20 protein-coding genes and 1 riboswitch are annotated in these 25,384 nt (G+C 53.1%); of the genes, 6 read left to right on the top strand and 14 right to left on the bottom strand.

All coding sequences use genetic code 11. From position 1 onward, the window contains the following. Window positions 1-17: 17 nt before the first annotated feature. Window positions 18-1,007: a GTP 3',8-cyclase MoaA gene (gene moaA / locus ACU8YC_RS09080; RefSeq protein WP_286543598.1), complete on the bottom strand. Its 990-nt coding sequence runs from the start codon at window positions 1,005-1,007 to the stop codon at window positions 18-20. Beyond that, window positions 995-1,140, bottom strand: a riboswitch (molybdenum cofactor riboswitch). (Overlaps the previous gene by 13 nt.) Before the next feature lie 289 nt (window positions 1,141-1,429). Between moaA and yvcK the strand changes: the two genes are divergently transcribed. Then, window positions 1,430-2,338: a uridine diphosphate-N-acetylglucosamine-binding protein YvcK gene (gene yvcK / locus ACU8YC_RS09085; RefSeq protein WP_446895233.1), complete on the top strand. Its 909-nt coding sequence runs from the start codon at window positions 1,430-1,432 to the stop codon at window positions 2,336-2,338. 94 nt (window positions 2,339-2,432) lie between these two features. Here yvcK and uvrB read toward each other — a convergent pair whose 3' ends face one another. Beyond that, the gene (gene uvrB, locus ACU8YC_RS09090; protein WP_103768867.1) at window positions 2,433-4,454 is read right to left on the bottom strand and encodes an excinuclease ABC subunit UvrB; all 2,022 of its coding nucleotides are present in this window, start codon (window positions 4,452-4,454) and stop codon (window positions 2,433-2,435) included. A 769-nt stretch (window positions 4,455-5,223) separates the two neighbouring features. Here uvrB and ACU8YC_RS09095 point away from each other — a divergent pair. Beyond that, the gene (locus ACU8YC_RS09095; RefSeq protein ID WP_210904856.1) at window positions 5,224-5,946 is read left to right on the top strand and encodes an ABC transporter ATP-binding protein; all 723 of its coding nucleotides are present in this window, start codon (window positions 5,224-5,226) and stop codon (window positions 5,944-5,946) included. Here the strand turns inward: ACU8YC_RS09095 and bioD are convergent. The 4 genes from bioD to bioB are packed head-to-tail and all read right to left on the bottom strand — an operon-like array spanning window position 5,912 to window position 9,536. Further along, entirely contained in the window at window positions 5,912-6,610 is a 699-nt protein-coding gene (gene bioD / locus ACU8YC_RS09100; RefSeq protein ID WP_151219593.1) for a dethiobiotin synthase, read from the bottom strand. The genes ACU8YC_RS09095 and bioD overlap by 35 nt on opposite strands. Next, complete coding sequence (bioC, locus tag ACU8YC_RS09105; protein WP_286543605.1) at window positions 6,603-7,358, bottom strand: malonyl-ACP O-methyltransferase BioC; 756 nt, start codon at window positions 7,356-7,358, stop codon at window positions 6,603-6,605. The genes bioD and bioC overlap by 8 nt, the downstream gene beginning before the upstream one ends. Next, on the bottom strand, window positions 7,345-8,499 hold the full coding sequence (gene bioF / locus ACU8YC_RS09110) for an 8-amino-7-oxononanoate synthase (protein WP_151219591.1): 1,155 nt from the start codon (window positions 8,497-8,499) through the stop codon (window positions 7,345-7,347). The genes bioC and bioF overlap by 14 nt, the downstream gene beginning before the upstream one ends. Beyond that, on the bottom strand, window positions 8,496-9,536 hold the full coding sequence (gene bioB, locus ACU8YC_RS09115) for a biotin synthase BioB (RefSeq protein WP_187260176.1): 1,041 nt from the start codon (window positions 9,534-9,536) through the stop codon (window positions 8,496-8,498). Before bioB ends, bioF begins: the two co-directional genes overlap by 4 nt. Window positions 9,537-9,612: 76 nt before the next feature. Between bioB and bioA the strand changes: the two genes are divergently transcribed. Further along, the gene (bioA, locus tag ACU8YC_RS09120) at window positions 9,613-10,902 is read left to right on the top strand and encodes an adenosylmethionine--8-amino-7-oxononanoate transaminase (RefSeq protein WP_446895234.1); all 1,290 of its coding nucleotides are present in this window, start codon (window positions 9,613-9,615) and stop codon (window positions 10,900-10,902) included. Between the two features lie 57 nt (window positions 10,903-10,959). Then, window positions 10,960-11,436: a kinase inhibitor gene (locus ACU8YC_RS09125; protein ID WP_151219588.1), complete on the top strand. Its 477-nt coding sequence runs from the start codon at window positions 10,960-10,962 to the stop codon at window positions 11,434-11,436. Between the two features lie 39 nt (window positions 11,437-11,475). Here ACU8YC_RS09125 and hutH read toward each other — a convergent pair whose 3' ends face one another. From hutH to hutI, 5 genes are all read right to left on the bottom strand, one after another. Continuing rightward, entirely contained in the window at window positions 11,476-12,996 is a 1,521-nt protein-coding gene (hutH, locus tag ACU8YC_RS09130) for a histidine ammonia-lyase (protein WP_278238553.1), read from the bottom strand. A gap of 1 nt (window position 12,997) precedes the next feature. Continuing rightward, window positions 12,998-14,683 carry a urocanate hydratase gene (gene hutU / locus ACU8YC_RS09135; RefSeq protein ID WP_252838031.1) on the bottom strand — a complete coding sequence of 562 codons (1,686 nt, stop codon included), beginning with the start codon at window positions 14,681-14,683 and terminating at the stop codon, window positions 12,998-13,000. Between the two features lie 137 nt (window positions 14,684-14,820). After that, window positions 14,821-15,540, bottom strand: a complete 720-nt coding sequence (locus ACU8YC_RS09140) for a histidine utilization repressor (RefSeq protein WP_286537996.1) — start codon at window positions 15,538-15,540, stop codon at window positions 14,821-14,823. A gap of 64 nt (window positions 15,541-15,604) precedes the next feature. Then, window positions 15,605-16,546 carry a formimidoylglutamase gene (hutG, locus tag ACU8YC_RS09145; protein ID WP_286537998.1) on the bottom strand — a complete coding sequence of 314 codons (942 nt, stop codon included), beginning with the start codon at window positions 16,544-16,546 and terminating at the stop codon, window positions 15,605-15,607. Then, window positions 16,543-17,766, bottom strand: coding sequence for an imidazolonepropionase (gene hutI / locus ACU8YC_RS09150; protein ID WP_414078099.1), 1,224 nt, complete (start codon window positions 17,764-17,766; stop codon window positions 16,543-16,545). Before hutI ends, hutG begins: the two co-directional genes overlap by 4 nt. 223 nt (window positions 17,767-17,989) lie before the next feature. On the opposite strand from hutI, the gene ACU8YC_RS09155 reads away from it, so the two are divergent. Next, a complete protein-coding gene (locus ACU8YC_RS09155; RefSeq protein WP_446895235.1) occupies window positions 17,990-19,273 on the top strand; it encodes a putative acyl-CoA thioester hydrolase in 1,284 nt (427 codons plus the stop codon). 53 nt (window positions 19,274-19,326) lie between these two features. Here ACU8YC_RS09155 and ACU8YC_RS09160 read toward each other — a convergent pair whose 3' ends face one another. From ACU8YC_RS09160 to ACU8YC_RS09170, 3 genes are all read right to left on the bottom strand, one after another. Next, entirely contained in the window at window positions 19,327-21,588 is a 2,262-nt protein-coding gene (locus tag ACU8YC_RS09160) for a hydratase (protein ID WP_446895236.1), read from the bottom strand. 63 nt (window positions 21,589-21,651) lie between these two features. Further along, complete coding sequence (locus ACU8YC_RS09165; protein ID WP_151219581.1) at window positions 21,652-23,085, bottom strand: anion permease; 1,434 nt, start codon at window positions 23,083-23,085, stop codon at window positions 21,652-21,654. Window positions 23,086-23,167: 82 nt separating this feature from the next. Next, window positions 23,168-24,220: a 4-oxalomesaconate tautomerase gene (locus tag ACU8YC_RS09170; RefSeq protein WP_370618711.1), complete on the bottom strand. Its 1,053-nt coding sequence runs from the start codon at window positions 24,218-24,220 to the stop codon at window positions 23,168-23,170. A gap of 178 nt (window positions 24,221-24,398) precedes the next feature. Here ACU8YC_RS09170 and ACU8YC_RS09175 point away from each other — a divergent pair, with 178 nt between their 5' ends. Next, window positions 24,399-25,349, top strand: a complete 951-nt coding sequence (locus tag ACU8YC_RS09175) for a LysR family transcriptional regulator (RefSeq protein ID WP_187260168.1) — start codon at window positions 24,399-24,401, stop codon at window positions 25,347-25,349. Window positions 25,350-25,384 lie beyond the last annotated feature (35 nt).

The following is a 25,384-nucleotide window of genomic DNA, read 5'->3' on the forward strand; positions in this document are numbered from 1 at the left end:
AAAACTCCTTTTAGCGATCAGCCGCCAATGTAAGATAAGTTTTGCGTAATACCGGTATTGTTCTGATGTAAGAAATGGGTCTGTTTTTTCTCCAGCAGCGCAGCTGAAATGCGTTCTTCCAGCGCCGACTGCTGAGCGTCATCTTCCAGCAAATCACGCAGGCTAACGCCACCTTCACCGAATAAACACAGATGAAGCTTACCGACAGAGGAAACGCGTAGACGGTTGCAGGTAGAGCAGAAGTCTTTCTCATAAGGCATGATCAGACCAATTTCGCCAACATAGTCAGGATGGCAGAAAACCTGAGCCGGGCCGTCGCTGCGCTGTCGGATCTGATGAATCCAGCCGCGGCGCAGCAGCTCATCGCGCAGTACCTGGCCGGAGATATGGTGTTTACGGAAGAGCGAGCTGCCCTCGCCTGTTTCCATCAGTTCAATAAAACGCAGTTGGATCGGCCGTGGTTGGATCCAGGCCAGGAAGGTGTCCAGCTGATGATGGTTTACGTCGCGCATCAGCACGGTGTTGACTTTCACTTTTTCAAAACCCGCATCAAAGGCGGCGTCAATACCTGCCATCACCTGCTGAAACTTGTCCTGCCCGGTAATGGCATGAAACTGACGGGCATCCAGGCTGTCGACGCTGACGTTTAGCGCGGTTAGCCCGGCATCGCGCCAGACGGCGGCATCGCGCGCCAGACGATAACCATTGGTGGTCACCGCAATCTGACGGATGGCGTCGTTTTCACGCACGGCGGCGATGATGTCGGTAAAGTCGCGACGCAATGAAGGTTCGCCACCTGTCAGACGCACTTTCTCCGTTCCCAGACTGGCGAACGCACGCGTGACACGACGAATTTCATCAACGGTTAAAAAGCCGTTATTGGTGACCCCGCCGGGCTTATAGCCATCCGGCAGGCAGTAGGTGCAACGAAAGTTACACACATCTGTAATCGACAAACGTAAGTAGTAAAACTTACGCGCGAAAGCATCGGTAAGTTGAGAGCCCATGTACACCTTTCCAAATACGGGAGACGTAGTCATTTCTTCCTGCGCCCTGGTGACAAACTTATTCAAGTATTGTCACGGCCAAAGCACCGTATCATTTGACCCAGGTGCAGAGGCTAGAGTGTTTATACTCGTCATACTTCGAGTACATTGTGGTTATGCCGATACTAGCGTGTAAATGACGCTTTTGCCATGTACACTTTCGCTATATAAATATGTATATAGCGACGCGATCGTGCATTTTCGCTACAGAATAAGCAAAAACCATAGTTTTGCATTGATATACATCATCTTGCCGTCAGGTCGATATCGTCAGAAAGGGGTAGATCGCAGATAATAAATTTCGCCAGATGCCAACTGGATAATTGCTGAAAACACGCTATTTACGGTACTGTAGCGCCGATCAATTGATATCAGGAAACTCTATGCGCACTCGCACCCTGGCAGATTTGGACCGCGTTGTCGCTCTCGGCGGAGGGCATGGATTAGGACGCGTTCTTTCCTCACTTTCCCCTTTAGGCTCACGCCTGACGGGTATCGTCACCACGACCGATAACGGCGGCTCGACAGGCCGTATTCGTCGCTCTGAAGGCGGGATCGCCTGGGGAGACATGCGTAACTGTCTCAACCAGTTAATTACCCAGCCCAGCGTCGCATCCGCTATGTTTGAGTATCGTTTTGGCGGAAATGGCGAACTTTCCGGGCATAACCTCGGAAATCTGATGTTAAAGGCACTCGATCACCTCAGCGTGCGGCCTTTAGAAGCCATCAATTTAATTCGTAACCTGCTGAAGGTCGATGCGCATTTAATTCCGATGTCGGAGCTGCCAGTGGATCTGATGGCTATCGACGATCAGGGGCATGAAGTCTATGGCGAAGTGAATATCGATCAGCTCACTATCCCTCCTCAGGAGCTGATGCTGTCGCCAAAAGTCCCCACCACGCGGGAAGCGGTTGAAGCTATCGCCGAAGCGGATTTGATTCTGATAGGGCCAGGCAGTTTTTACACCAGTCTGATGCCGATCCTGCTGCTCGACGATCTGGCGCAGGCGTTACGTCGCACGCCGGCCCCGATGGTCTACATCAGTAATCTCGGCCGCGAGTTAAGCCTGCCAGCAGCCAGCTTGACACTCAACGATAAGCTGGCAATCATTGAACAGTATGTTGGCAAGAAAGTGATTGATGCCGTAGTTGTGGGCCCGAAAGTGGATGTTTCCACCGTTACCAATCGCGTTGTCATTCAGGAAGTGCTGGAAGCCAGCGATATTCCCTACCGCCATGATCGCCAGCTATTGCATAGCGCGCTGGAAAAAGCGGTACAGGCGTTAGGCTGAGCGAATTTGCCTGATGGCGCTGACGCTTATCAGGCATACACAACCTTGACGTTTCCAGGCCGGATGACAGGTCTCCCCCACCTTCAACATCGCGTTAAGACGCCGCGATAAACAGCTCGCGCAACTGATGCAACTGGTCGCGGATCGTCGCGGCCTCTTCAAATTCAAGATTCTGCGCATGCTGCATCATTTGTCCTTCCAGCTCGTGAATCTTCTGCTGCAGCGCTTTTGGCGTCATATCCAGTTCGACAACCTCAGACTTCGCACCTGCGCGTGACTTCCCTTTGCCTTTCGCCTTGGTCTTCGCAATATTCTGACCCAGCGCCAGAATATCGACCACTTTCTTATTCAGCCCCTGCGGCGTAATGCCGTGTTCTTCGTTGTAAAGCTGCTGTTTCTCACGACGACGTTCAGTTTCACCAATCGCTTTGGCCATTGAGGCGGTAATTTTGTCGCCGTAAAGAATAGCCTTACCGTTGATGTTACGCGCCGCACGACCAATGGTCTGGATCAGCGAACGTTCAGAACGCAGGAACCCTTCTTTGTCTGCGTCCAGAATCGCCACCAGCGAGACTTCAGGCATGTCCAGACCCTCACGTAACAGGTTGATACCCACCAGCACGTCAAACTCGCCCAGACGCAGGTCACGAATGATTTCCATGCGTTCCACGGTATCGATGTCAGAGTGCAGATAGCGCACCCGCTCACCGTGTTCTTCGAGATATTCGGTGAGGTCCTCCGCCATGCGTTTGGTGAGCGTAGTGACCAGCACACGTTCGTTAATCGCCGCACGGGTGCGGATCTCCGACAGCAGATCGTCAACCTGCGTCGCCACCGGACGCACTTCAATGACCGGATCCAACAGGCCGGTTGGTCGTACTACCTGATCGACCACTTCATCACCAGATTTCTCCAGCTCATAGTTACCCGGCGTCGCTGAAACGTAGATGGTTTGTGGAGCCAACGCCTCAAACTCTTCAAATTTGAGCGGACGGTTATCCAGCGCCGAGGGCAGACGGAATCCGTATTCGACCAGGGTCTCTTTACGCGCCCGGTCTCCGCGATACATGCCGCCAATTTGCGGGATTGTGACGTGGGATTCATCCACCACCAGAAGACCGTCGGCAGGCAGGTAATCAAACAGCGTCGGCGGCGGCTCACCGGGGCCACGCCCGGACAGATAGCGGGAGTAGTTTTCAATCCCCGAGCAGTAACCCAGCTCATTCATCATTTCCAAATCGAACTGTGTACGCTGGCTTAACCGCTGTTCTTCCAACAATTTGTTATTTGCCAACAGAATTTTACGCCGCTCTGCCAGCTCAACTTTGATTTCTTCCATCGCCTGCACGATACGTTCGCGCGGCGTCACGTAGTGCGTTTTAGGATAGATGGTGTAGCGCGAAATCGTGGATTCGACCTGCCCGGTGAGCGGGTCAAACAGCGATAAGCGTTCAACCTCTTCATCAAACAGTTCCACACGCAGCGCGATGTCGTCGGATTCAGCCGGGAAAATGTCGATCACTTCACCACGCACACGGAAGGTCCCGCGCTGAAATGCCTGATCGTTGCGGGTGTATTGCAGTTCCGCAAGGCGGCGCAGGATCGCGCGTTGATCGATAATCATCCCTACCGTCAGATGCAGCATCATCTTCAGGTACAGATCCGGATCGCCCAAACCATAGATAGCGGAAACGGAGGCCACGACGACGACATCCCGACGCTCCAGCAGCGCTTTGGTTGCCGACAGGCGCATCTGCTCAATATGTTCGTTGACCGAAGCATCTTTCTCGATGAAGGTGTCAGAACTGGGTACGTAGGCTTCCGGCTGATAATAGTCGTAGTAAGAGACGAAATACTCCACCGCGTTATCCGGGAAGAACTCTTTCATCTCACCGTACAGCTGAGCAGCAAGCGTCTTATTGGGGGCCAGCACCATGGTAGGACGCTGCAAGTCCGCAATCACGTTAGCGATGGTGAATGTTTTCCCAGACCCCGTCACCCCCAGTAGCGTCTGATGCGCCAGACCATCCTCCAGCCCTTCTTCCAGACGGCGAATTGCCTCAGGCTGATCGCCAGAGGGTTTAAAAGCGGAATTAAGTTTGAACGGTTTACTCATGAGCAGCTACCTGAAGCAATGGGCGGGCAGGTGTGTAATTTTACTCGCAGTGGTATATTTTGCCAGTAAAAAATACTGGATGAAAAAACAGTAACACGCCAGAATATTTCTGATACGCCATCTGAACGAGCGTGACTACAGGCTAAAATTTGGCCAGAGACAAGATAAAACACCAGTAAAAACGTGTTATCCCCAAAGCAATGACTTTTTTAACATTTGTCAAGCTACCCGATGAAAGTTTTGTGGCAACACATGACACTTCTGCGACAGCCATTGCTTTTATCTAACTTTCTGTAATTTAATGATTATTATCACAAGCCGTCTTTCGCATCAATTTAGTCGCAACCCGCGTCTTCTCTCGCTTACATTGTGTTTTCTAACTCTAATACACAAGGTTATCCACAGGAATAGTGGATAACTGCCTCCAGCCCGTATGGACTGTAGCCTGGCAAAAACACCCTGACTTTCTTTTCCGCAGGCATAAAAAAAAATTATCGCTATTTTTTGATATTTATCAGCTAACGAAGCAACCTGGAATGGCCGGGATCTTGCTCGCATTTTCATCATTTTCCTGCCTGCACCATCACGATACCGCCAGGCACTGGCAATGTGCACAAAACAGCCCTTCCCATCTGATGAACCGGACTTTTTTGCGTTTTTAGTATGCTATCACGCTGTTTCTACCACGAATCCCGCTTCTGGCAAGAGAATTGCAGGTTTCTTCCGACGACCTGTTAGTGGGGCCGATAACATCATGATGGAGAAATCTATGTTGAGTCTTCGCGCAGTGAATCACTATTACGGCAATCAACACTCATTGTGGGATGTGGATCTCGACCTGCTGCCCGGCAAATGTACTGGCGTGCTGGGGCTTCCGGGGATGGGAAAGACTACGCTTGCCAATTGCATTATCGGCAATTTACCGATTGAAAGCGGAACCATGTTCTGGCATCAGGCTGGCGCACCGCCGCGCGACCTGAGTCCGATTCCGACGGCAAATCGCATTGCGCTGGGTATTAACTACGTCTCACAAGAGAGACGGATTTTTTCACAACTAACGGTCGAGGAAAATCTGCATATTGCGCGTCAGGCGGTTGAAGAAAGCGAAACGATGAACAGCAGCGATATTTACCGCCTGTTTCCACAGCTTTTCGAACTGCGTCAGGTCAAAGGAGTGGCATTGTCGGAGGAAAATCAGCACCAGCTTGCGCTCGCCAGCGCGCTGGTCACACGCCCGCGCCTGCTGATCCTCGATGAACCCACGCGAGGAAGTGGTCAGGCTTATATCCACAGGCTGGGTAATCTGATTGTCAAGCTAAGCCAGGAACTTGGCATCGCCATTATGCTCGCGGAGCAGAGCCTGCCGTTTATTCGACGGGTCGCCGATTGCTATTGCTTGTTACACCGTGGGCGTAACGTAGCGCAGGGGCAAATAACACCGTTCGGCGACCCGCTAATTAACGACTGGGGGACAACGCAGACAAAGCGCTAAGATCGATATAATGCCCTGTTGATGCCTGCTCCGGCTTTTCTGCCAGCCAGGGAATTTCCCCCAGCAGCGGTGCCGCAAGCACACGCCTGAGCGTCGCCATATATTCTGCATGACGTTTTCCAGGCGGCGTCACATCATTGGCGACCCATCCGGCAAGGGTCAGTCCGGCCTGCTGCACCGCCTGAGCGGTCAGCATGGCGTGATTGATGCAACCAAGCTTAACGCCAACCACCAGAATCACCGGCAGTTGCTCCGCTTTTACCCAGTCAGAAAAACTCAGTGTTGGTGAAAGCGGCGTAAACCATCCGCCCGCGCCTTCTACCAGTACCCATTCAGCCTGCTCTTCCAGCGTGCGTAATCCCGCAGACATCACGGAGGCCTGAATGGGGCGCCCTTCGTCAGCACTGATGATATGCGGTGAAGTAGGTTCCGCGAAGGTATACGGATTGATGGCTGCATAATCCACGGCTACAACGCTATTGCGCTGTAGAGCCAGCGCATCGCTGTTGCGCAGTCCTTCAGCCGTTATTTCACTACCGGACGCCACGGGCTTATAGCCGACGGTTCGTAATCCCAACAACCCCGCCGCCTGGAGCAGCGCGCAGCTGGCAATAGTTTTACCCACTTCGGTGTCTGTCCCGGTGACAAAATACGTGCTAGTCACGTTGAATCACTCCCAAAAATAGATGATAGGTCAGCGGATATCTCCCCTGCTGCTGGGGCCAGGCTAACTGCACCTGGTGCAACTGTGAACGGGTAAGTAAGCGCTGGTCGCGGCCATCATGCAAATGCGTCGCGCCGATGCCTTTCAGCGAGCGCATGGCGCTTAGCGCGTCGTTAAACCACAGCGTGATGGCATGAGACTGGTAGTCAACATTCCAGCCATCCAGGGCGCTTTCCAGCTGTTCCACGGGCAAAAAACGGTTGGCATGCTCCCGGTCATCAACCGCTCGCCACGCCTGACGCAGTTCTGGCATCGAGCCGTGTGCCAGGGTACTAAACGCCACTATCCCGCCCGGGCGTACCACCCGGTACAACTCGCTTAACGCGCCGCGTAAATCGCTACACCACTGCACGGCCAGATTGCTCCAGGCCAGGTCAAAAGTGGCGCTCGCCTGCGGTAGAGCTTCGATATCCGCCAATAAATAGTGATGAGCAACATCGTGACGCTGTGCTTCTGCCAACATTTGCGCCGACAGATCCAGGGCGCTGACTTTGCTCCCCTGCTGCCGCCAGTAACGACTCATACGCCCCGGGCCACAGCCCGCATCCAGCACGTGGTCGAACTGACGACCATCCAGTCGTGCCAGTAACGCATCGGCGCTCTGGCGCTGGAGTTCAGCGTGTTGTTCGTAGAGGGAAGCCGCGCGACCAAACGCGGCGGCAATGGCTTGCTTATCAACCTGCGCCATGCAGCACCTCCAGCAAGCGGTCGATGTCCTGGGGCTCATGCGCCTGGGTCAGCGTGAGACGAAGTCTGGCGGTGCCGACCGGCACGGTGGGTGGACGGATTGCCGTCACCCAGCATCCCTGTTGCCGTAATACCTGCGCCAGTTGCAAGGCTTTATGGTTGTCGCCAACGATCAGCGGCTGAATAGCGCTGTCTGAATGCGCCAGCACTAAATCAGGGGTCGTCATGCCGGCGCGAAAACGCCGGATAAGCATTGTCAGTTTTGCTCTGCGCTCGTCACCTTCACGGCTGCGGATCACTGTCAGCGCAGCGCGTAAAGCCTGAGCCTGCGCCGGAGGCATACTGGTGCTGTAAATCAGATGACGGGCAAACTGCAGCAGATAATCGGCCACGCTGTCTGAACACAGGATTGCCGCGCCGCTGACGCCAAATCCCTTCCCGAAGGTCACCACTAACAGCTCAGGTTTCACCTGTTGATGGAAGCATGAACCGCGCCCTTCCTCACCGGTAACGCCTATACCGTGGGCATCATCCACCAGCAGCCATGCGCTTTGCCGCTCAGCCGCCGCGTGGATTTCAGCCAGTGGCGCGCTGTCGCCATCCATGCTGAACACGCCTTCGGTCACCACCAACTGCTGCCCCGGACAGGAGGCAGCCAGCAGACGTTCCAGATGCTGTGCATCGTTGTGGGTAAAGCGACGTAGCACGGCGGGGCTAAGGCTCGCAGCCTCCAGTAGCGAGGCATGGCTGAGTCGGTCGGCGACAATCCGATCCTCTTTGCCCATCAGCGCGGTAATGACCGCTTGATTAGCCGCAAAACCGGAGATGAACAACAGCGCCCGCGAATAGCCCAGCCAGTGGGCCAGTTCTTCTTCCAGCGCCTGATGCGCAACCGAATAACCGCTGACATGACCCGAGCCACCGCTACCGACCCCAAAACGCTCTGCCCCCTGCTGCCAGGCACGGATAATCTGAGGGTGGTGGCTTAAGCCAAGGTAGTCGTTGCTGGAGAAATTCAGATACCGGCGATCGTCTGCCTGCAGCCAACGACCGGCGCCCTGCGTCACCGCATAGCGCCGACGCAGGGCATCGGCAGAACGACGCAAAGCGAGCGCATCGTCTATTTTTTGCTGCCAGGTCATACGGTTGCCGCGTTGTAGTAATCGTCGGTATCCGGAGTACGCAGCGCCTGTTCCAGACGTTGCTGCTGTTCGTTATCGCCCGCCAGCACCGCCGTTTGTTGCGGATTCAGACCCAGTTTGCGGAACAACAACAGGTCTTTATCTTCGTTCGGGTTCGGGGTGGTCAGCAATTTGCAGCCGTAGAAAATCGAGTTGGCCCCGGCCATAAAGCACATTGCCTGGGTTTGTTCGTTCATCTGCTCGCGTCCGGCAGAAAGACGCACGTACGACGTCGGCATCATGATGCGCGCAACGGCGATAGTACGAATAAAATCAAACGCATCCACATCGTCGTTATCGGCGAGCGGCGTGCCCTTTACTTTCACCAGCATGTTGATGGGGACGCTTTCTGGCGGGGTGGGTAGGTTCGCCAGTTGCAGCAGCAGACCCGCGCGATCGGTGACCGTTTCCCCCAGTCCCACAATCCCGCCGGAGCACACTTTAATGCCCGCCTCACGCACTTTATCCAGCGTATCCAGGCGCTCCTGATACGAACGGGTGGTAATGATATTGCCGTAAAATTCCGGCGAGGTGTCGAGGTTGTGGTTGTAGTAGTCCAGACCCGCATTGGCCAGGCGCTGGGCCTGAGATTCGTCCAGCGTGCCCAGCGTCATACAGGCTTCCAGCCCCAGTTCTTTCACGCCCTGAACCATCTGTTCCAGGTAAGGCATATCGCGTTCGTGAGGGTTCTTCCACGCCGCACCCATGCAAAACCGCGTTGAACCGGCTTGTTTCGCCTTACGTGCAGAGTCCAGAACCTGTTCAACTTCCATCAAACGTTCCGTTTCCAGGCCGGTTTTATAGCGGGAACTTTGCGGGCAGTATTTACAATCTTCCGGGCAGGCACCGGTCTTTATCGACAACAATGTACTGACCTGAACCTGCTGCGGATCGAAGTGCTGACGATGAATCTGCTGCGCTTCAAACAGCAGATCCAGCAGCGGTTTTTCAAATAATTCGGTGACTTGCGACATTGTCCAGCGAGAAGAATGAGCCATATTGGTATACGTTTCGTTGTCAGTTTGGTGTAGACTCGTAAACCTAAATCTTTTTAATTTGGTTTACAAGTCGATTATGACAACGGACGATCTTGCGTTTGACCAACGCCATATCTGGCACCCTTACACCTCCATGACCTCCCCGCTGCCGGTTTATCCGGTGGCGCGTGCCGAAGGTTGTGAACTGATATTAGCCAACGGTGAGAGGCTGATTGACGGTATGTCATCCTGGTGGGCGGCGATCCACGGTTACAACCATCCACAGTTGAATGCCGCGATGAAAACGCAGATTGATGCTATGTCGCACGTGATGTTTGGCGGCATTACCCATGCCCCGACCATTGCGCTGTGTCGCCAGTTGGTGGCGATGACGCCAGAGGCGCTGGAGTGCGTTTTTCTCGCGGATTCAGGTTCGGTCGCCGTGGAAGTCGCGATGAAAATGGCACTGCAATACTGGCAGGCCAAAGGCGAATCCCGTCAGCGTTTCCTGACATTTCGTAACGGTTATCACGGCGATACTTTCGGCGCGATGTCGGTCTGCGATCCTGACAACTCAATGCACAGTCTGTGGAAGGGTTATCTGCCGGAGAACCTGTTTGCGCCCGCTCCGCAAAGCCGAATGGGCGGCGAATGGGACGAACTGGATATGGTGCCTTTTGCCCGTCTGATGGCCGCACATCGCCACGAAATTGCAGCGGTGATCCTTGAGCCGATTGTGCAGGGCGCTGGCGGCATGCGCATGTACCATCCTGAGTGGTTAAAGCGCATCCGTAAAATGTGTGACCGGGAAGGCATTTTGCTGATTGCCGATGAAATCGCCACCGGATTTGGTCGCACGGGCAAGCTGTTTGCCTGTGAGCACGCCGATATCACTCCGGACATTTTGTGCCTTGGCAAAGCGTTAACCGGCGGAACGATGACCCTTTCCGCTACCCTGACCACGCGTCAGGTCGCAGAAACCATCAGCAACGGTGAAGCCGGATGTTTTATGCATGGTCCAACTTTCATGGGTAATCCACTGGCCTGCGCCGTCGCCTCCGCCAGCCTGTCGTTACTCGAAACCGGCGATTGGCGTTCGCAGGTAGCGGCCATAGAAACGCAGCTTCGGACAGAACTCGCCCCGGCGGCAGACTCCGGTTGGGTCGTCGACGTGCGCGTGCTTGGTGCCATCGGCGTCATCGAAACCACGCACCCGGTGAATATGGCCGCGTTGCAAAAATTCTTTGTCGAACAGGGCGTGTGGGTAAGACCGTTTGGTAAGCTCATTTATCTGATGCCGCCGTACATTATCAAGCCCGAACAATTGCGTCGCCTGACCCAGGCCGTCAACGAGGCTGTGCGCAATGCAACATTTTTTAGCGATTAATCAGCGGTAAGCTCTATGGTTTCTGACTACACTTTTTGGCTAACGAGAGGAGTCAGCATGAAACTAATCAGTAACGATTTGCGCGATGGCGAAAAGCTTCCTCATCGCCACGTCTTTAACGGCATGGGGTATGACGGGGATAACATTTCTCCGCATCTGGCGTGGGATGACGTACCCGCTGGGACCAAAAGCTTTGTCGTAACCTGCTACGATCCTGATGCGCCAACCGGCTCCGGCTGGTGGCACTGGCTGGTGGTTAACCTGCCTGCAGATACCCGGGTTTTACCGCAAGGGTACGGCTCAGGGCTGGTTGCGTTGCCGGAAGGCGTACTGCAAACACGCACGGATTTTGGTAAAGCAGGTTATGGTGGCGCCGCGCCGCCGAAAGGTGAAACCCATCGTTATATCTTTACGGTTCATGCGCTGGATGTGGAGCGTCTTGATGTCGATGAGGGTGCCAGCGGCGCGATGGTCGGATTTAATGTCCATTTCCACTCGCTCGCCAGCGCCTCGATTACGGCGATGTTTAGTTAACCTCTGTGCCGGATAAGCGACAGCGTATCCGGCATTGTGTTACAGAAACTCAGGCAACAGTTTCAACAAGGTTCCCTGGGCTAGCAGTTCGGTCGCGCACTCGATATCCGGGGCGAAAAAGCGATCCTGCGTATAGTGGGCAACCTGCGCGCGCAAAGCCAGGCGCGCCTGCTCCAGCAGCGGGCTTGAGGTTAACCCTTCTCGCAGGTCAATCCCCTGACACGCAGCCAGCCATTCTACGGCAATCACGCCGCGCGTATTCGCCGCCATCTCCCATAGTCTGCGGCCCGCCGCTGGCGCCATAGAGACATGATCTTCCTGATTGGCGGAGGTCGGCAGGCTGTCCACGCTGTGCGGATGCGCCAGCGCTTTGTTCTCGCTCGCCAGCGCGGCCGCGGTTACCTGAGCAATCATAAATCCGGAGTTCACCCCGCCGTTTTTCACCAGGAACGGCGGCAACTGCGACATATGTTTGTCCATCATCAGCGCAATACGTCGTTCTGATAACGACCCGATTTCCGCGATCGCCAGCGCCAGATTATCTGCCGCCATCGCCACCGGTTCAGCATGGAAGTTGCCGCCAGAAATGACATCCCCCTCTTCGGCGAACACCAGCGGATTGTCGGAAACCGCGTTGGCTTCGACCAGCAGAACATCCATTGCCTGGCGCATTTGCGTCAGACACGCCCCCATCACCTGCGGCTGACAGCGCAGAGAATACGGATCCTGCACTTTTTCACAGTTATGATGCGACTGTGAAAGTGCGCTGGTGTCGGTCAATACGTGACGGTACAGCGTCGCAGCATCAATCTGCCCACGCTGTCCTCGCGCGGCATGAATACGGGCATCAAACGGACGACGAGAACCCAGCACGGCTTCGGTGGTCAGCGCCCCGCACACCGTTGCAGATGCGAACAGCTCCTGAGCTTCAATTAGTCCGCGCAGCGCAAAGGCGGTGGAAGCCTGAGTACCATTGAGCAGCGCCAGCCCTTCTTTCGCCTCCAGCGTAATTGGCTCCAGCCCGGCCTTTTTCAGCGCTTCAGTTGCCGGAAACCATTCCCCCTGCCAGCGCGCTTTACCTTCGCCCAGCAGCGTCAGAGACATATGCGCAAGCGGCGCCAGGTCGCCCGATGCTCCCACCGAGCCTTTCGCCGGGATAAGCGGATACACTTCGGCATTCACCAGTGCGATCAGCGCATCGATCACGCTCAGACGAATACCGGAAAAACCGCGCGCCAGACTGTTGATTTTCAACACCATAATCAGGCGAACCATGGCGTCATCGAGCGCCTCGCCGACGCCCGCCGCATGGGAAAGCACCAGCGAGCGCTGCAAATTCTGCAAGTCTTCCGTGGCGATACGGGTCTGGGCCAGCAAGCCAAACCCCGTATTAATGCCATACGCCGTGCGGCCTTCAGTGACAATATTATTGACGCAGGCGACGCTGGCGTTGATAGCATCAATCGCGGCAGCATCCAGGCTCAGTTTGACCGGCTGCTGCCAGATGTCGCGTAGTTGCGCAAAGCTCAGATGACCCGGTGTTAATGTCATGGTGTTCATATCAGTGTTTCTCCTGCGTCGCAGCAATCATCGGCAAATTCAGCCCTTCTTCGACGGCGCATTCCACCGCAATGTCATACCCGGCGTCGGCGTGACGCATCACCCCGGTCGCCGGATCGTTGTGTAAGACCCGGGCGATACGCGCAGCGGCTTCATCGGTACCATCACACACAATCACCATCCCGGCATGCTGGGAGAAGCCCATTCCTACCCCGCCACCGTGGTGCAGTGATACCCAGGTCGCGCCACTGGCTGTATTAAGCAGTGCATTCAACAACGGCCAGTCGGATACCGCGTCAGAACCGTCGCGCATGGCTTCAGTTTCGCGGTTTGGGCTGGCAACAGAACCTGAGTCCAGATGGTCACGGCCAATAACAATCGGCGCGGACACTTCACCGCTACGCACCATCTCGTTAAACGCCAGCCCCAGTTTCTGACGCCACTCCAGGCCGACCCAGCAGATACGCGCCGGTAAACCCTGAAAATTAATCCGCTCACGCGCCATATCCAGCCAGTGGTGCAGATGTGTATCATCTGCCACGATCTCTTTCACTTTGGCATCGGTTTTATAAATATCCTGCGGATCGCCGGAAAGCGCCACCCAACGGAACGGGCCAATGCCGCGACAGAACAACGGTCGAATGTAAGCTGGTACGAAGCCGGGGAAATCAAAAGCGCTTTCCACGCCCATCTCTTTGGCCATCTGGCGAATGTTATTGCCGTAATCAAACGTCGGCACGCCCATTTTGCTAAACGCCAGCATCGCCTCGACGTGTGTTGCCATGGAGCGTTTCGCCGCCTGCACCGTGCCCTGCGGATCGGACACCGCTTTCGCCTGATACTCTTCCCAGCTCCAGCCGGACGGCAGATAACCATGCAGCGGATCGTGGGCGCTGGTCTGGTCGGTGACCATATCCGGGCGCACACCACGTTTCACCAGTTCCGGCACAACGTCGGCGGCGTTCGCGCACAGCGCAATAGAGACTGCTTTACCCTCGCGGGTGTACTTATCGATACGCGCCAGCGCATCGTCCAGTGATGTCGCCTGCTCGTCCACGTAACGGGTACGCAGACGGAAATCGATCCGGCTCTGCTGGCATTCAATGTTCAGCGAACACGCCCCTGCAAGCGTAGCGGCTAACGGTTGCGCCCCGCCCATGCCACCAAGCCCGGCGGTCAGTACCCAGCGTCCGTTCAGGTTACCCTGATAATGCTGACGACCTGCTTCAACGAAGGTTTCATACGTCCCCTGCACGATGCCCTGGCTGCCGATGTAGATCCAGCTCCCGGCGGTCATCTGACCGTACATCGCCAGTCCTTTGGCATCCAGCTCGTTGAAGTGTTCCCAGGTAGCCCAATGTGGCACCAGGTTGGAGTTGGCAATCAGCACGCGCGGCGCGTTGTCATGGGTTTTGAACACGCCAACCGGTTTACCGGACTGGACCAGCAGCGTCTCATCGGTCTCCAGTTTGATCAACGCGTTGACGATGGCGTCATAGCACTCCCAGTCCCGCGCCGCACGACCGATCCCACCGTAAACCACCAGCTCATGCGGATTTTCTGCCACATCGGGATCAAGATTGTTCATTAACATGCGCAGCGGCGCTTCGGTCAGCCAGCTTTTGGCCGTTAAGGTGGTGCCTCGTGGGGCACGAATATCCTGCTGACGATACTTGCTATGAGACATGGTAGAGCACTCCTCGCGAACGTTCGGACAGATAAGTAACATATACTTGTCTATACAAGCTATCACAAGGTCAAATTTAACAATTAAGATACAATTTTATTATACTGCGGCAGCAATCACGGTTTTCATCTCCTGGATCAGGACATGAAACGCCCCTGCAGACGATAGCGGGAACCCGGGAACAGCAAACGGGCATGAGAGACAATGGATGACGCGGACCAGGTCTTGCGGCGGATCAGCAGGCAGGGATCGTGTTCTTTGATGTTCAGCAGCGCGCACTCTTCGGCGCTGGCGCGAACGGCCTCAACGATATGCTCACCTTCGGTCAAGGGGGCTATCAGTGAAAGGTATGCGTGCGGCGTGGTCTGGCTGTAATCCTGCGCCAGATACTCGGGCACAATTTCGGCATTCACGCAGCGATCTTCAATCTGCACGGGTAGGTTGTTCTCGTAGTGCACCATGACAGAGTGAAAAATGGAGGTGCCCTCTTTGACGTTTAACTCCAAAGCCTGCTGCACGTTTGCCGAGGTTCTCTCCAGGGTCAGCACCTCACATCGGTGCTGATGCTTACGGGCGTTGATTTCATCCGCGATGCTGCGAATTTCAAACAGCGCGGACTGCCCTTTTGGCTCGGCAACAAACGTCCCTACGCCCTGCAAACGCACCAGTAAACCTTCATCGGTTAGCTCACGCAGCGCCCGGTTGATGGTCATGCGGCTGAAACCATACTGCGCCACCAGCTCTGCCTCAGACGGAATGCGATCGTGAGCTTGCCAGATACCGCTGGCTATCTTTTCGCTGATCTCCTGTTTGACCTTTTCGTAAAAAGGCGCCGGAGCAGAACGGGATGGTTGCATGCGTAAGCCTTCCTTAAGCTGAGAATAAGAGTTGCCAAATGGCAGCGTAACGTTATCAGGCACGTCAGTGCCACCAGTGTGCGATTTGCCAGCCAAGCCGCGCCGCAACGCGCGCCGCGTTGCCATCATCGTCAAAACGGGGATTAAATTCAACCATGTCCACCGCTTGTAATTTACCACTGCGACAAAGCGGCTCAATCAGCCTGAGCAATGTAGACAGCGGTACACCCAGCGCGGCAGGAGCGGACACCGCAGGCATTTCCCAGACCGGCAAAACGTCGAGATCGATAGTCAGATAGATAACGTCGACGCTTGATATGAACTGCGCCATCTGCGCCTGCGCGTTATGACAGTGCAGATCCTCCACCACGGTAACATTGCGTTGCTGCGCTTCATCCCACAACGCCTGAGTGTTGGCGGCGCGGTTAACGCCAAAGCAGGCGTAATGAAATTCACGCTGCTGTGCATCACAGAGCTGAGCCAACTGGCGAAAAGGCGTACCAGAAGTCGCCTGGTCAGCATGACGTAAATCCAGGTGGGCATCGAGGTTAACGATACCTACGGTTGAGCGCGAGAAAGCATCCAGCACACCCGCGCCGTGGGCAAAGGCGGTTTCATGCCCCCCACCCAACACGAAGGTGCGCATTTCAGCCTGCTGGCAGCGTTGCACAGCATGGCGTAACGCCTGCTGCGCGCCTTCGAGATCGGGAGCCTGCGCCACAATATTACCCAGATCCACCAGCCGATCATGACCGTGGTGACTGGCTAAATTTGCCAGCGCTTTGCGCAGTGCATCGGGGGCTCCGGCGGCGCCCGTGCGTCCCTGATTACGTTTCACGCCTTCATCGCAGGCAAATCCCAATAGCGCTATCTTCTCGCGATAGTTTTCAGGGCTAAACGCTGCACTGAGCGTGATGGTCTGAAACAGGCGCAGCGCAGTTGGCGATTCAGCGCGGTCATCGCGACCTTGCCAAAGCGCGGGAGAAGCGGGATGCCAGTTCATCATGATGGTTGTCCTCGGAATACGCGCTGGTAGAGTGGGTTACGCCCAGGCTCATACAGGATCTCGACAGGAAGAGTCGCATCCCACACCACAAAATCGGCCACAAACCCGGCCTTCAGTTGTCCGTGAGTGGCATGACGCCCCAGCGCCCGGGCCGCATGGCGAGTTACGCCAGCCCATGCTTCTTCCGGCGTTAAACCAAACTGGACGCAGGCCATGTTCATCGCCCAGTGCAGGCTGATAAATGGGCTGGTGCCGGGGTTGAAATCCGTCGCCACCGCCATTGGGACCTGATATTGACGCAGCAGTTCTACCGGCGGGCGCTGCTGTTCTTTGAGGAAATAGAACGCGCCGGGCAGCAGCACGCCGACCGTGCCGCTTTGGCTCATCGCCGCGACGCCCGCTTCATCCAGATATTCAATATGATCGGCGGATAACCCGTAATAGCGGCTGACCAACTGCGCGCCACCGAGCAGCGACAACTGTTCAACGTGACCCTTAACCGGAATGCCCAACGCCTGTGCGGCCTGAAATACCCGTTCACTCTGCGCGAGGTTAAATCCGACGCTTTCACAGAACAGATCGACGGTCTCAAACAAACCTTGTTCCCACAGCTGCGGCAAAATGGTCTCGCACACCAGCGTAATATAGCCGTCAGGATCATCCCTGAATTCCGCTGGAGTCGCATGCGCAGCCAACAGCGTCGGACTTATTTCCACGATATTTTCCGCCGCCAGCCCCGCCGCCACGCGTAAAATCTTCTCTTCTGTCTGCAAATCCAGACCGTAACCGGATTTAATTTCCAGCAACGTAACGCCTTCGTTGATCAGATGGTCCATCCGCTGATGGGCAACGTGTAAAAGTTGTTCGTCCGTGGCGCTGCGAGTCGCTGATACGGTGGCATTGATCCCCCCGCCCTGGGCGCTTATCTGCTGGTAAGAGGCCCCGTTGAGCCGTTGTTCCCACTCGTCTGCGCGGTTTCCACCAAACACCAGATGCGTATGGCAGTCAATCAGACCCGGCGTAATCAATCTGCCCTGCATATCAAAGGTATTGTCATGTGTACGGTATAATGAGGATTCCGGCACGATAGCGCGAATTTTGCCCTGACGAATAATCAGCGCATGATCGTCCACCAGCCCATACGGGGTATTACGTTCAGGATCCATGGTCGCCAGGCGGACATTACGCCAGATGGCATCATCAGGGAAAAATTGCTGCATTCCACTCACCACTTGTCATAGGTTGTATAGACATTTATTGAGATCCTGCGGATGTTGTCAACCTGAAGGGCGATAAATGTTATTTAATTGTGACTTCAGAACGCTCCACATCCGCTATTGCTGCTATAAAAAACAACTTTTTACCTTTTCGCCTTTCCGTTTCGCTCAACTTAGTATAAAAAAGCAGGCTTCAATGGATAACTTTCAAAGCCCGGAGCAACCTGTGAACATTTCATCAGTTTCCCGTCTGGCGCTGGCAATGGCTTTTGGCGTGACGCTGACCGCCTGTAGCTCTACACCGCCCGATCAAATTCCTTCCGATCAGAGCGCGCCAGGTACCTCCTCGCGCCCGATTCTGTCGGCCAATGAAGCGAAAAATTTCGTCGCTGCACACTATTTTTCCGCGCTGACGCCAAATACTCAGCCGTGGAGCCCTTCTGCTATTTCTCTGCCTGCGCAACCTGACTTTGTTGTCGGCCCGGCAGGGACTCAGGGCGTCACCCATACCAGCATTCAGGCGGCAGTGGATGCGGCAATCATCAAACGTACTAACAAACGTCAGTACATCGCGATTTTGCCAGGTGAATATCAGGGTACGGTTTATATCCCGGCTGCAACGGGTAGCCTGACGCTGTACGGTATGGGCGAAAAACCACTGGATGTGAAAATTGGCCTGGCCATTGACGGTGACATGAGTCCTGCAGACTGGCGCCATACGGTGAACCCGGGCGGTAAATATATGCCAGGCAAACCGGCGTGGTATATGTTTGATAATTGCCAGAACAAACGCGGCGCGAATATTGGCGTGATGTGTTCTGCTGTCGTCTGGTCGCAGAATAACGGCCTGCAATTGCAGAATCTGACCATCGAAAACAATCTGGGTGACAGCGTTGATGCGGGTAACCACCCGGCCGTTGCGTTGCGTACCGATGGCGATAAAGTGCAGATCAACAAGGTCAACATTCTTGGCCGCCAGAATACGTTTTTCGTGACCAACAGCGGTGTACAAAACCGTCTGGAAAACGATCGTCAGCCTCGCACGCTGGTAACCAACAGCTACATTGAAGGTGATGTGGATATCGTTTCTGGTCGTGGCGCAGTGGTGTTCGAGAACACCGATTTCCGCGTAGTGAACTCCCGCACACAGAAGGAAGCCTATGTGTTTGCACCGGCTACCCTGTCAAACATCTATTACGGTTTCCTCGCTACAAATAGCCGCTTCACGGCAAGTGGCGATGGCGTGGCACAGTTAGGCCGTTCGCTGGATGTCGATTCGAACACTAATGGTCAGGTCGTTATCCGCGACAGCGTGATCAACGAAGGTTTCAACATGGCCAAAACATGGGGTGACAGTGTTATCGCGAAGCGTCCATTTGCTGGTAATACCGGTGCGGAAAATGACAAAGGTGAAATCCAGCGCAACCTGAACGACACCAACTTCAACCGCATGTGGGAATACAACAACCGCGGTATCGGTAGCAAAGTGGTTGCCGAGCCGAAACAGTAATGCCTGAATAAAAAAAGGTCGCCATATTGACGCTGGCGACCTTTTTTATGGTGTTACACCAAACGCGATTTATTAAAGTTAATCAAACTCCCCGCTTTAATAATTTCACGCTCCTCGGCGGTCAGGCTTTCCATATACAAGCTGATTTCACTCACTGCGCCATCATCATGAAGAACGTACGCTTTTATCTCGCGGCTGCACGCATCCAGCGCACGGCGAATACCGGGAATATAGATATAGTCCCCGACCTTAAAAGAGGGTTTCTCTGCCATTTGTAGCGGTAACATACCCCAGTTGATCACATTGGAACGGTAACGTTTGGTGGCATATTCCTGGGCGATATTTGCCAATCCACCGATCACTCGCTGACAGCTTGCCGCCTGCTCGCGTGCAGAACCATCTCCAGGCTTGACGGCATAAATCATGCTGCCAATCTCAGTCTCCAATGGTTGCATATTTTCCTGACCAGTAATCTGCTGGATGCGTGCGAAAACGGACGCCAGTTCGCTAACGTCACCCGCCTGACGTTGTTTTTCCCGTTCAGCGACCGCCTTGCTTCTGCCAACATAGCCGGGATCGCGTCGGGAAAGTGTAAATTCAGCCAATCCCAAAGGATTGGAACGATACGAAGAGGTTTCTCCGGACGGAATAAGCTCATCCGTCGTTGTCACATCATCAAGGATTTTTGAGGCCACTTTCAGCAGAATATTTTCCGTTAATGCGCCCAGCTCCGGCCAGTCTTTAATATTCGGGCCATAAATGAGCGGCTGCTGCGTGGCCCCTTTGACAAAGCCCTGGTATACGCGGCTCTTATAAGGCGCAGGGTTAAACGCATAGTCTGGCAACGCATCCCAGCAGTCCAGCTCCGTTGCAGCAGTGAGGTATCCCCCGTTGGCGGCCGTTGCCGCTATCGAACGTGCATCCATCAGCGCAACGGCGGACATTTGCCCGTTGCCCGGCTTCGAACCTTCGCGGTTGGGGAAGTTACGCGTGGTATGGCGGATACTAAGACCATTGTTGATTGGCGTATCGCCCGCACCAAAGCATGGGCCACAGAACGCGGTTCTGATGACGGCTCCCTCCCCCAGCAAATCCGCAACGACGCCTTTCTGCGCTAAATCCATAAACACTGGTTGTGAAGAGGGATAGATTGCCAGCGAGAAAGCATCATTGCCACAGGATTGACCACGTAATGCCTGTGCCGCAGCAATCACATTTTCATAGTTGCCTCCCGAGCATCCGGCAATGATACCTTGCTGCACTTTTAAGCGTCCATTCTCCACTTTATCCAGTAACGCCAGGCTGGCTTTACCTTGCGCGATTCGCGCAGATTCAACTTCAATCTCCCGGAGAATATCCGTCAGATTTTCATTGAGTGTAGCAATCTCATAGACATTACTTGGATGAAATGGCAGCGCAATCATCGGCTTAATCGCACTCAGATCGACATAAATGCACCCATCGTACCAGGCCATCGGCTGCGGTTTGAGCGGGCGATAATCCTGTTCGCGACCGTGTAATGCCAGCCAACTGCGAGTGTCATCATCCGTTTGCCAGACGGAGCTTAGACAGGTAGTTTCGGTGGTCATCACATCAACGCTGTTGCGAAAATCCGTTGAAAGATGCCGAATGCCAGGGCCGACAAACTCCATGACCTTATTTTTGACGTAGCCATTTTTAAATACCGCGCCAATGATAGCTAAGGCCACATCCTGGGGACCTACGCCCGCTACAGGCTTGCCGGTCAGATAAACGGCCACAACGCCAGGATAATCAATATCCCAGGTATCGTTTAACAGCTGTTTAACCAGCTCACCGCCCCCTTCCCCCACCGCCATCGAACCTAATGCGCCGTAACGCGTATGGCTGTCTGAACCGAGGATCATTTTGCCGCCACCAGCCATCATTTCGCGCATGTACTGATGGATGACAGCAATATGTGGCGGCACAAAGATTCCGCCGTATCGTTGTGCCGCCGACAGGCCAAACATATGATCGTCACCGTTAATGGTTCCCCCTACCGCGCATAATGAGTTATGGCAGTTGGTCAGAACGTACGGTAATGGAAAGCGCTCCATCCCTGATGCTTTAGCGGTCTGAATAATCCCGACAAAGGTAATATCGTGTGAAGCTAATGAATCAAACTTAATTTTAAGCTTATTCATGTCACCGGACGTATTATGCGCTGAGAGAATCGACCACGCGATAGTTCCTTTTTTCGCCTCTTCTTTACAGATAGACTCAGACACCTCATCCTCAGCGATAATTTCATTATTACCGGAGAGATAAATCCCTTTCTCATATAATTTAATCATTAGATACTCCACATTGCTGTATTCTCACCTGAGCACAGACAACCAATGAACGATGTGATTTAGTTAGAGCATGTTCCAGCCAATCAACATATTCCACCACCAAAGACCCAGCGTAATATGGACGAGGAACGTCAAAAACGTCAGCATTGCGCCAACCAACCACCACGATTTGATGTCGTTATACCCGACGCCAAAAATAACCGGTCCCGCAGCACCGCCATAATGGGTAACCATACCGCCGTAAGAGTTAGAAAAGAGCAATGCCAATGCAGTTAACATCAGTGGAGCCCCGGATACATTCGCCAACATGGCAAATACCGGCATCATGGCCACAATATAGGCGCTACCAGAGGCAAAGAAATAACGAACAATAATGCTCAAAAAAAGAATCACAAAGAACGCAATATTCCCGTGGTTACCAAAGTCGAGGTTATTTTTGAAAAGTTCAGCTAACCAGTCAAAAAACTTCACTTTTGATAACAGAGAACTCAAACCGATTATACCGCCATACCAGATTAAGGTATTCCAACCGCCCTTATTTTTAACCACATCATCCCAGGTAACTACGCCAAATAAGAGCATTGTCCCCATTACGACAATCGCTACCGTAGATTCATCAACACCGAGAGTTTTACTAAAGATCCATCCTAATAACGCGAGGACAAAAATGCCCAGCAGCATTTTTTCGCGCCCTTTCATTGGCCCTAAATCCTCAAGCCCGGCCTTAGCAATAGTTTTGTTATCTACCTTTTTAATTTCAGGTGGATACATAAAATAAATAACTAATGGCGTCAATAACAGCATGATTAATCCAGGCAGCGCAGCCGCGAGCGCCCATCCCCCCCAGCTCAGCTGCAAGTGACAGATATCGTTGATCATCTTTAATGCCAGAATGTTTCCGGCCATCGCAGTAAAAAACATATAGCTGGTTGTTTTAGTGACCATATACACCGTCATCATCAGGTAATGACCGACGCGACGTGGGCTCTTGTCCGGCTCAGAGCCTAACGCCACCGCAACACTATTGATGATGGGTAATACAATGCCACCCGCGCGCGCCGTATTTGACGGTGTTGCCGGGGCTAATACTAGGTCAAGGAACACAGTCACGTATCCCAGGCCAAGCGTGGTGTTACCTATTTTACCGATCAGAATATAGGCAATGCGCTTACCCAGCCCCGTCGTCACAAAAGCAGCGCTTAAAGTAAACGCAGAGAAAACCAGCCATGTCGTACCGGAAGCATAGCCACTCAGCACGCTGCTGGTTTTAAGTACGCCGCCGCCTAAATTTCCAACAACCACCATTGAGGCGGCAACGGCAATCAATAATACCACCGGTTCAGGAAACGGTTTGATCACCAGCCCGACAATCGCAGCAAGATAAATACCAAAAAGCACCCATGCCAGTTCACTTAATCCCGCAGGGGCAGGAATGAAACCGATAATACAGGGGATGGCTAATATTAATATTAGCTTCCATAATGATTTAACGTTCATTTTTGAGTCCTGGATAATCTGTATATTAAGTACAGAATTCTTTTCGATTTTCCGTAATCACAGCAAAATGAGGTCAATGCTGTCAGGGAAGGTAAACGTCACCAGCGAATATTTTCCTGGCGGTACGAATAACCGAAGCTCTGAGGGTTGCAGGTTCATCCCCTTCATTAGTTAAATGAATATCAAGGGCCCCACCAGGATGTTCTATAGTGATATTCCCGTCATGCGTGCCTGGTGTTACCTGAAGCGTAACAGTACCGTTAATGACACAACTGCTGGCGATCGCTATCGCCCCGGTAATTGCCAGTGCTTTATGGCAAGAGTGCGGCATAAAATAACGAACATTAATTGCGCCACCGTGCTGGGGTGCCGAGATGAGAATAGGTTTAGGGATAACCTTATTACTGACATTTCCCAGGCCCATAGCTTCACCGGCCTGTAAACGAATAGACTCGATGCGCGCCAATAATTCGCGGTCTGCATCTAAATCTTGCGCGGATTCATAACCCGTTTTCCCCAGGTATTCAGCAGGAATAATCACCACTGGTGTCGCCATATCCATACAGGTCACGGGAACCGAGTCGATATAATCAATCTGCTGACCTGTCGGGAAGATTTGCCCAGTTTTAGAACCTGCGGCATTGAGGAACGTCAGCGCAATCGGGGCAGATGTGCCCGGGACACCGTCAATTTTTGATGTTCCTTCATACTCCACAACACCGTTCGGCGTCTGTATATCAGCTTCGATAAACGTGTTGGTGTTTACATTGCGAATACGAACGCGCGTTGTCGGCATTGCGGCATTAATTAGTCCCTTTTCAATAGCAAACGCGCCAACGGCGGAAAGCATATTACCGCAGTTCGGCGTGGTATCGACCCGTTGCTCATGCACCAATACCTGCGCAAATAAATAATCGATATCAGCTTTCGGGTCATTTGAACGACTAATAATCGCGACTTTGCTGGTTAACGGATTGCCACCGCCAATACCGTCTATTTCCAGCGCATTGCCAGAACCCATAATTTTAATCAATACTTCATCACGCAGCTTTTCTTCTTGCGGTAGATCTTGTGCTAATAAAAATGCACCTCTGGAGGTTCCTCCGCGCATCATAACGCAAGGTATTTTTTTCATGATTATGCTCTCAATATTATTTCCACTGAGTACATGGTTGCATGTCATGAATAGGGTGGCTAATGACTTTGTTTACGAGATTAATGATTTATTTTTATTAATTGAAATTTAAGAATTGCAGATACACTGGACGCTTTCATCATAGGCAGGGGCTTCCCCGATTTAGTCCGGAGTCAGAATGAAACACGAATTATCAAGCATGAAGGCGTTTGTCACACTGGCAGAGTCCGATTCTTTTAACAATGCCGCCAAGTTACTTAATATTACGCAACCTGCATTAACACGCAGGATTAAAAAGATGGAAGAGTATTTACACACTCAACTCTTTGAAAGAACAACTCGCAAAGTTACATTAACAAAAGCGGGGGAAAGATTATTACCTGAAGCCAGAGAATTAATTAGAGCCTTAGATGAAACCATTTTTAGCATTAGTGAAATGAATGCTCACCATCATGGCATAGTGACATTGTCTTGTATTCCTACCGCCGTGTTCTATTTCTTACCATTGGCAATCGGGAAATTTAATGAGCTGTATCCCAATATCAAAGTGCGAATTATTGAACAAGGTACGAATAATTGTATGGAATCCGTACTTTGCAACGAGGCTGATTTTGGGATAAACATGAACAACATCACAAATTCCTCTATCGAGTTCACTCCACTGGTTAATGAACCGTTTGTTCTGGCCTGTCGGCGCGACCATCCGCTCGCCAATAAACAGTTGGTAGAATGGCAAGAATTACTGAATTACAAACTGATAGGCGTTCGCTCCTCAAGCGGTAACCGATTATTGATTGAACAATATTTAACTGATAAACCGTGGAAGTTGAACTGGTTTTACGAGGTCCGCCATCTGTCCACCTCGCTGGGCCTGGTTGAGGCGGGATTGGGCGTTTCCGCGTTACCAGGACTTGCCATGCCGCAAACGCCGCATCCAACGCTGATAGGGATCCCTCTGGTTGAGCCTGTCATTAGACGTACGCTGGGGATTATTCGCCGTAAGGACGCTATTCTCTCCCCTCCCGCTGAGCGATTTTTCTCCCTTCTGCTGAATTTATGGTCAGATGACAAAGATAGCCTTTGGACATCCGTTGCTGAATGTCAGGAAAATCTACCGCTCATTAAATAAAAAAAAATCCGCAACCTTTACCAGATTGCGGATCG

It is taken from the genome of Citrobacter sp. VF227 (assembly GCF_052950715.1).

Coding starts and splice junctions, on each gene's coding strand:
- moaA (WP_286543598.1), bottom strand. CDS start 1,007: ATGGGCTCTCAACTTACCGATGCTTTCGCGCGTAAGTTTTACTACTTA.
- yvcK (WP_446895233.1), top strand. CDS start 1,430: ATGCGCACTCGCACCCTGGCAGATTTGGACCGCGTTGTCGCTCTCGGC.
- uvrB (WP_103768867.1), bottom strand. CDS start 4,454: ATGAGTAAACCGTTCAAACTTAATTCCGCTTTTAAACCCTCTGGCGAT.
- ACU8YC_RS09095 (WP_210904856.1), top strand. CDS start 5,224: ATGTTGAGTCTTCGCGCAGTGAATCACTATTACGGCAATCAACACTCA.
- bioC (WP_286543605.1), bottom strand. CDS start 7,358: ATGGCGCAGGTTGATAAGCAAGCCATTGCCGCCGCGTTTGGTCGCGCG.
- bioF (WP_151219591.1), bottom strand. CDS start 8,499: ATGACCTGGCAGCAAAAAATAGACGATGCGCTCGCTTTGCGTCGTTCT.
- bioB (WP_187260176.1), bottom strand. CDS start 9,536: ATGGCTCATTCTTCTCGCTGGACAATGTCGCAAGTCACCGAATTATTT.
- bioA (WP_446895234.1), top strand. CDS start 9,613: ATGACAACGGACGATCTTGCGTTTGACCAACGCCATATCTGGCACCCT.
- ACU8YC_RS09125 (WP_151219588.1), top strand. CDS start 10,960: ATGAAACTAATCAGTAACGATTTGCGCGATGGCGAAAAGCTTCCTCAT.
- hutH (WP_278238553.1), bottom strand. CDS start 12,996: ATGAACACCATGACATTAACACCGGGTCATCTGAGCTTTGCGCAACTA.
- hutU (WP_252838031.1), bottom strand. CDS start 14,683: ATGTCTCATAGCAAGTATCGTCAGCAGGATATTCGTGCCCCACGAGGC.
- ACU8YC_RS09140 (WP_286537996.1), bottom strand. CDS start 15,540: ATGCAACCATCCCGTTCTGCTCCGGCGCCTTTTTACGAAAAGGTCAAA.
- hutG (WP_286537998.1), bottom strand. CDS start 16,546: ATGATGAACTGGCATCCCGCTTCTCCCGCGCTTTGGCAAGGTCGCGAT.
- hutI (WP_414078099.1), bottom strand. CDS start 17,766: ATGCAGCAATTTTTCCCTGATGATGCCATCTGGCGTAATGTCCGCCTG.
- ACU8YC_RS09160 (WP_446895236.1), bottom strand. CDS start 21,588: ATGATTAAATTATATGAGAAAGGGATTTATCTCTCCGGTAATAATGAA.
- ACU8YC_RS09165 (WP_151219581.1), bottom strand. CDS start 23,085: ATGAACGTTAAATCATTATGGAAGCTAATATTAATATTAGCCATCCCC.
- ACU8YC_RS09170 (WP_370618711.1), bottom strand. CDS start 24,220: ATGAAAAAAATACCTTGCGTTATGATGCGCGGAGGAACCTCCAGAGGT.
- ACU8YC_RS09175 (WP_187260168.1), top strand. CDS start 24,399: ATGAAACACGAATTATCAAGCATGAAGGCGTTTGTCACACTGGCAGAG.